General features: G+C 68.2%; 5 protein-coding genes. 1 reads left to right on the plus strand and 4 read right to left on the minus strand.

The features are described 5' to 3' along the window. Positions 1–82: 82 nt before the first annotated feature. The 4 genes from rsmH to dinB form a co-directional block, all read right to left on the minus strand. The gene (gene rsmH / locus AC5RV2_RS14220; protein WP_494092867.1) at positions 83–1,072 is read right to left on the minus strand and encodes a 16S rRNA (cytosine(1402)-N(4))-methyltransferase RsmH; all 990 of its coding nucleotides are present in this window, start codon (positions 1,070–1,072) and stop codon (positions 83–85) included. A 202-nt stretch (positions 1,073–1,274) separates the two neighbouring features. Further along, the gene (gene mraZ / locus AC5RV2_RS14225; RefSeq protein WP_494092868.1) at positions 1,275–1,706 is read right to left on the minus strand and encodes a division/cell wall cluster transcriptional repressor MraZ; all 432 of its coding nucleotides are present in this window, start codon (positions 1,704–1,706) and stop codon (positions 1,275–1,277) included. Between the two features lie 414 nt (positions 1,707–2,120). Next, complete coding sequence (locus AC5RV2_RS14230; protein WP_494067604.1) at positions 2,121–2,495, minus strand: SCO2097 family morphological protein; 375 nt, start codon at positions 2,493–2,495, stop codon at positions 2,121–2,123. A gap of 172 nt (positions 2,496–2,667) precedes the next feature. Beyond that, positions 2,668–3,867, minus strand: a complete 1,200-nt coding sequence (gene dinB / locus AC5RV2_RS14235; RefSeq protein ID WP_494092870.1) for a DNA polymerase IV — start codon at positions 3,865–3,867, stop codon at positions 2,668–2,670. Positions 3,868–4,092: 225 nt separating this feature from the next. On the opposite strand from dinB, the gene AC5RV2_RS14240 reads away from it, so the two are divergent. Beyond that, a complete protein-coding gene (locus AC5RV2_RS14240) occupies positions 4,093–5,193 on the plus strand; it encodes a polyprenyl synthetase family protein (protein WP_494092869.1) in 1,101 nt (366 codons plus the stop codon). The last annotated feature ends 32 nt before the right edge of the window (positions 5,194–5,225 follow it).

Below are 5,225 nucleotides of genomic sequence, written 5' to 3' on the forward strand. Positions count from 1 at the left end.
GCCGCCGCGGGACCCCGGGCCGGCACGGCGCTGCCGTGCACGTACTGATGCTGGTCGGGACGGGCCGCGTGGGCACTGGCACTCATTTTGCGCTCCTGTTCCGGATCCGTTCTACCGCCCGCAGTTTGGCCGAAGCCGCCCGCGGGTTTTCTTCAATCTCTGCCGCCGTCGGCACTTCGGTGCCCTTGGTCAGGGTCTTCAGCTGCGGCTTGTGTTCTTCCAGCTCGACCGGGAACCCGCGGGGTGCGGATGATCTCGAGAGCTGTCCGAAAACGGCCTTGGTGATCTTGTCCTCCAGCGAGTGGTACGACATCACGACGATCCGGCCGCCGAGTGCGAGCACGTCGATGGCGGCCGGCAAGGCCCGCTCGAGCACGTCCAGCTCCTCGTTGACCTCGATCCGCAGTGCCTGGAAGGTGCGTTTCGCCGGATGGCCGCCGGTCCGTGCCGCGGCAGCCGGCACGACCTTGCGGATCGCCTCCACGAGTTGGCCGGTGGTGGTCAACGGGGCTTCGTCGCGGGCTGCCACGATGCTGGAGGCGATGCGTCCGGCGAACTTCTCTTCGCCCCAGCGCCGGATGATGCGCACCAGGTCCGCCTCGGCATACGTGTTGACGATGTCCGCGGCAGTCATCCCCCGGCTGGTGTCCATCCGCATGTCCAGGGGTGCGTCATAGGAATAGGCGAAACCGCGGTCCCGCTCGTCCAGCTGGAGCGAGGAGACGCCCAGGTCGAACAGCGCCCCGTCGATCTGGCCCACCCCGAGGTCGTCAACCGCGTCGGCGATCTCGTCGTACACCGCGTGAACCAGGTCGGTGCGCTCCGCGAAGGGGCGCAGCCGCTCTCCGGCCAGCGCCAGCGCCTGTTCGTCCCGGTCAATCCCGATCAGATGCAGCTGCGGAAAACGCTGCAGCAAGGCCTCCGAATGCCCGCCCATGCCGAGCGTCGCATCGACGACGACGGCGCGGCCGCGTTCGGCCACCGCACGTTCGACGGCCGGGGCGAGCAGGTTGATGCAGCGGTCGCGGAGCACCGGAATGTGGCGCTCCCCTGCCGGCCGCTCGCTGTTCATCCTGAAGCCTTCTTTCCTGCTGGTGCCCGGGACCGGTTGGTCGCTGGAGTCTTTAAGTCCGAAAGTCCTTGAACCAGATCCCCATCCGCGCCTGGCCTGTCCCGCCTGGCTCCGGGGAAGGTGAGCCAGGTTGGACCTGCCGGGCGGCTGGAGATCTCATCCAAGAACGTCCGTGCCGCGTGTGCTGTTTGTCGTCCCGGGGTCAAAAGACTCCGGGCAATACGTCTTCGTCTGTTTCGGAGAAGGCGGTTTCCTGCTCCTGGAGGTAGTCGTCCCAGGCCCGGGCATCCCAGATCTCGGCGCGGGTTCCCGCACCGATGACCGCGAGCTCCCGGTCCAGCCCTGCATAGATCCGCAGTGCCGGCGGGATGGTGACCCGGCCCTGCTTGTCCGGAACTTCATCAGAGGCTCCTGACAGAAAGACGCGAATGTAGTCGCGGGCCTGGCGGGAAGATATCGGAGCCTTCCGCATCTCCTCGTGAACCCGTTCGAATTCCTTCTGGCTGAAGACGTAGATGCAACGCTCCTGGCCTCTCGTCAGGACGAGTCCATCGGCAAGCTCCTCGCGGAACTTTGCGGGAAGTATCAGGCGCCCCTTCTCGTCGAGCCGCGGCGAATGTGTCCCGAGGAACATCGCCACCGCCCTGCCGATTGGAGGAGACCGTCGCCCCCTGCGTCACCACTACCCTCTTATGTCCTCCACTTTACTCCACATCACGCCACAGTCAACTACTTCCGGCCCCTTTTGTAGCTGGAAATGTTCGGCGCCCTCCGCATGGGGGCGCGGAACCAGCCGGGTGGAGCAGAGTGGAGGGAAAGTGGAGGGCCTGGGGAACCCTCGGCAGCAGAAATGCCTGTTGGATCGCGTCCAAGCCGGCCGAAGCGGCCGTCGCGCCGCGACGTGGGCCGAATCCGGCCTCAACGGGCCCCTTAAACACGAAAAGACCCGACGTTTGACGGGTCTTGCCTTCGTGCCTGCCGGCCGCTAGCCGCCGGGTGGGGCGAAGTGGAGGAGCCTCAACGGCTGCTCCGGCGGCCGGGTCCTAGGTCAGCGGTCTTCGCCGTGATGCCGCTCGTCCCACCGCTCCTCGAGGCTGGCCATGAAGCCGCCCTTCGATGAGGAAGTCTGCCTGGTGCCGGCCGCCCGCGGCGACCCTGCCCCGGCATGACGCGTGGTGGCCCAGTAAACGCCGGCACCCATGATGACGAATCCCAGGACTCCGACGGCGATGATCTGGCTGAGGATGCCGGTGAGCAGGACCAGGATTCCGGCAATCGCGACGAGGGAGCCCACGACGATGTGGCGCGTCGACAACGATCGGCCGCTGGCCGATTCCATGTGGCTGGCAAACTTCGGGTCATCAGCATGCAGCTGCTGCTCCAGTTGTTCCAGCAGCCGCTGTTCATGCTCTGAGAGTGGCATCTGAGCCTCCTTTGTTCCAGTCCCCCAGGGGTGCATAGCGTACAACGAACTCCGCGGGACAAGAGTTCCTGAAACCAACCGGAACCGAATTGACCTCTGCTACTAAGAATAGAGCGCAAACCCTGCAATCGAAAGCCACGAGGACCCGCCTGTGATCCCACCCACCCCGATTTCACGCACCCTGACCCCGGCCCGGCCTGCGGCGGGATTCCGGGCCCTGCTCCGCCGGCTTGCGGGGCCCGGACTTTAGCAGCGAGGCCGGCACGATCCCCGCGCCGCCGAACTTCCGGTTCACCTCGTCCAGGGCCTGTTCGGCGCTGTGCCACGTGTCCTCGTGGCCGTCAAAGCTCAACTGCTGCCCGCCCCGGCCGGCGTCCTCCAGCTGCTCCGCCCGCAACCCGATGAGCCGGACCGCCTGCGGACGCTCGCCGAGGGCCGCCAAAAGCGCCGCCGCTGCGGCCTGCAGCTGCTGGGCGCTGTTCGAGGGCGCCGGCAGCTTCCGTGACCGGTTCAGGGTGGTGAAGTCGGAATATCGGAGTTTCAACGCTATGGTTCCGGCGCGCAGGTTCCCGGCGCGGAGCCTGGCGGCCGTCCGGTAGGCGAGCCGCAGGAGCTCGCGCTCGAGCACCTCGTCGTCGTCGACGTCCTTCTCGAAGGTTTCTTCGGCACCTATGCTTTTCTCCACCCGCTCAGGGGTGACCGCCCGGTCGTCCATCCCCCAGGCCAGCCGGTGGACGTGGTCGCCGGTGGCTCCCAGGACGCGGTGCAGCGCCGCGGGCGGCGTGTGCGCCACATCGGCAACGGTACGGATGCCGAGGCGGGCCAGGACCTCCCGCGTCTTGGCGCCGACTCCCCAGAGGGCGCCCACCGGCAGGGAATGCAGGAAGTCGACCGTCTCGGCCTCGGGTATGAGCAGCAGGCCGTCCGGCTTGGCGTGTGTGGAGGCTATCTTTGCGACGAACTTGGTCGTGGCGATGCCCACCGTCGCGGTCAGTCCCAACTCGGCCGAGATCCGGCGGCGGATCAGCGCGCCGATCTCCAGCGGCTCGCCCAGCCGTCGGCGGGCACCGGCCACGTCGAGGAAGGCTTCGTCGACGCTGAGGGGTTCCACGTAGGGTGTGATTTCCCGGAAGATCGCCATGATTTGGGCCGACGCCTGCTGGTACTTGCCGTGGCTGGGTTCAATGATGAGCGCCTGCGGGCACAGCATGCGGGCCCGTGCCATCGGCATCGCCGAGCGGACGCCGTATTTGCGGGCCTCGTACGACGCCGAGAGCACCACCGCCCGGCCAGAGGCGGATCCCACGATGACCGGCTGCCCGACCAGCTCCGGCCGCTCCAGCAACTCCACCCCCACGAAAAAGGCGTCCATGTCCACGTGGAGAATGGTGCAGTTGTGCTGGTCCGGGGAGGTCACAGCACTATCGTAGGCTGGCCGCCGCCCTGCGGTGCCGCCGAAGCTGCGGGCGGGCGGCTGGGCGGCCGGGCGGGATTGTCTAGACTGGCTGCAGACATCAGTACCACCGCGAGGAGCTCCGCCGCATGCTGTACCGCCCTGACGAATCCCTCCCCGCACGGGCAGACCGGAGGTAACGGCATGGAACCCTCAGCGACCACAACGAGCGCCGCGGAACAGGAAGACTTCCGGCAGGCCGTGGCCGGATTGCTCCGGGAGTTCCTGGCCGGACAGAAGGACCTGCTGCAGGATGCGGCCCCGGACGCGGCCCCGCTGGTGGAGGCCATCACCGACCTCACCGCGGGCGGCAAGCGCCTCCGGGCGTTATTGGCCTACTGGGGCTGGCGCGGGGCAGGGGGGTCTGAGCTCGCCGGCCAGGCCGTTCAGGCGGGAGTCGCGCTGGAGCTCTTCCAGGCCGCGGCACTGATCCACGACGACATCATCGACCGCTCGGACACCCGGCGGGGCAGCCCGAGCGTGCACCGCCGGTTTGAGCAGCAGCACCGGCTCAACGGCTGGGCGCTGGACGCCGAGCGCTACGGGCAGGCCGCCGCCCTGCTGGCCGGCGACCTCTGCCTGTCCCTCAGCGAAGAAGTCTTTGCCGGCATCGGGGCGGAGTCCGCGTCAGGAACGCCGGCCCGCGCAATTTTTAACCGCATGCGCGCGGAGGTCATGGCCGGGCAGTATCTGGACCTGCTGGAGGAAGCTGCCGGACCGGGCCGCCCGGCCGAAGCCGCCGTGGACCGCGCGCTGCAGATCCTGCGCTACAAGTCGGCCAAGTACTCCACCGTGCATCCCCTGAGCGTGGGCGGTGCGCTGGCCGGCGCTTCGGCCGGACTGCTGGAGGCCTACGAGGCATTCTCGCTGCCCTTGGGCGAGGCCTTTCAAATCCGTGACGACGTGCTGGGCGTGTTCGGCGATCCGGCCACCACCGGCAAGCCGGCCGGGGACGATCTGCGGGAAGGCAAGCGCACGGTCCTGATTGCGCACACGCTCAACCACTGCACGCCGGCCGAACGCACCCTGCTGGAGAGCCGGCTGGGTTCACCGGAGCTCTCCGACGCGGCGGTGGAAGAACTGCGGGACCTGATCACCAGCAGCGGCGCCCTGGCTGCCGCCGAGCAGATGATTTCCGACCGGACCGCCGCGACCGACGCGGCCCTGGCGGCCCTGCCGGTGACGGACGGCGTGCGCCAGGCCCTGGGCATGCTGGCCGACTCAGCGGTGCGCCGCAGCGCCTGAGCCGCGTGCCCGGAGCCGGGCCCCCGGGCCGG

This window comes from Arthrobacter sp. Y3225116 (genome assembly GCF_059091245.1).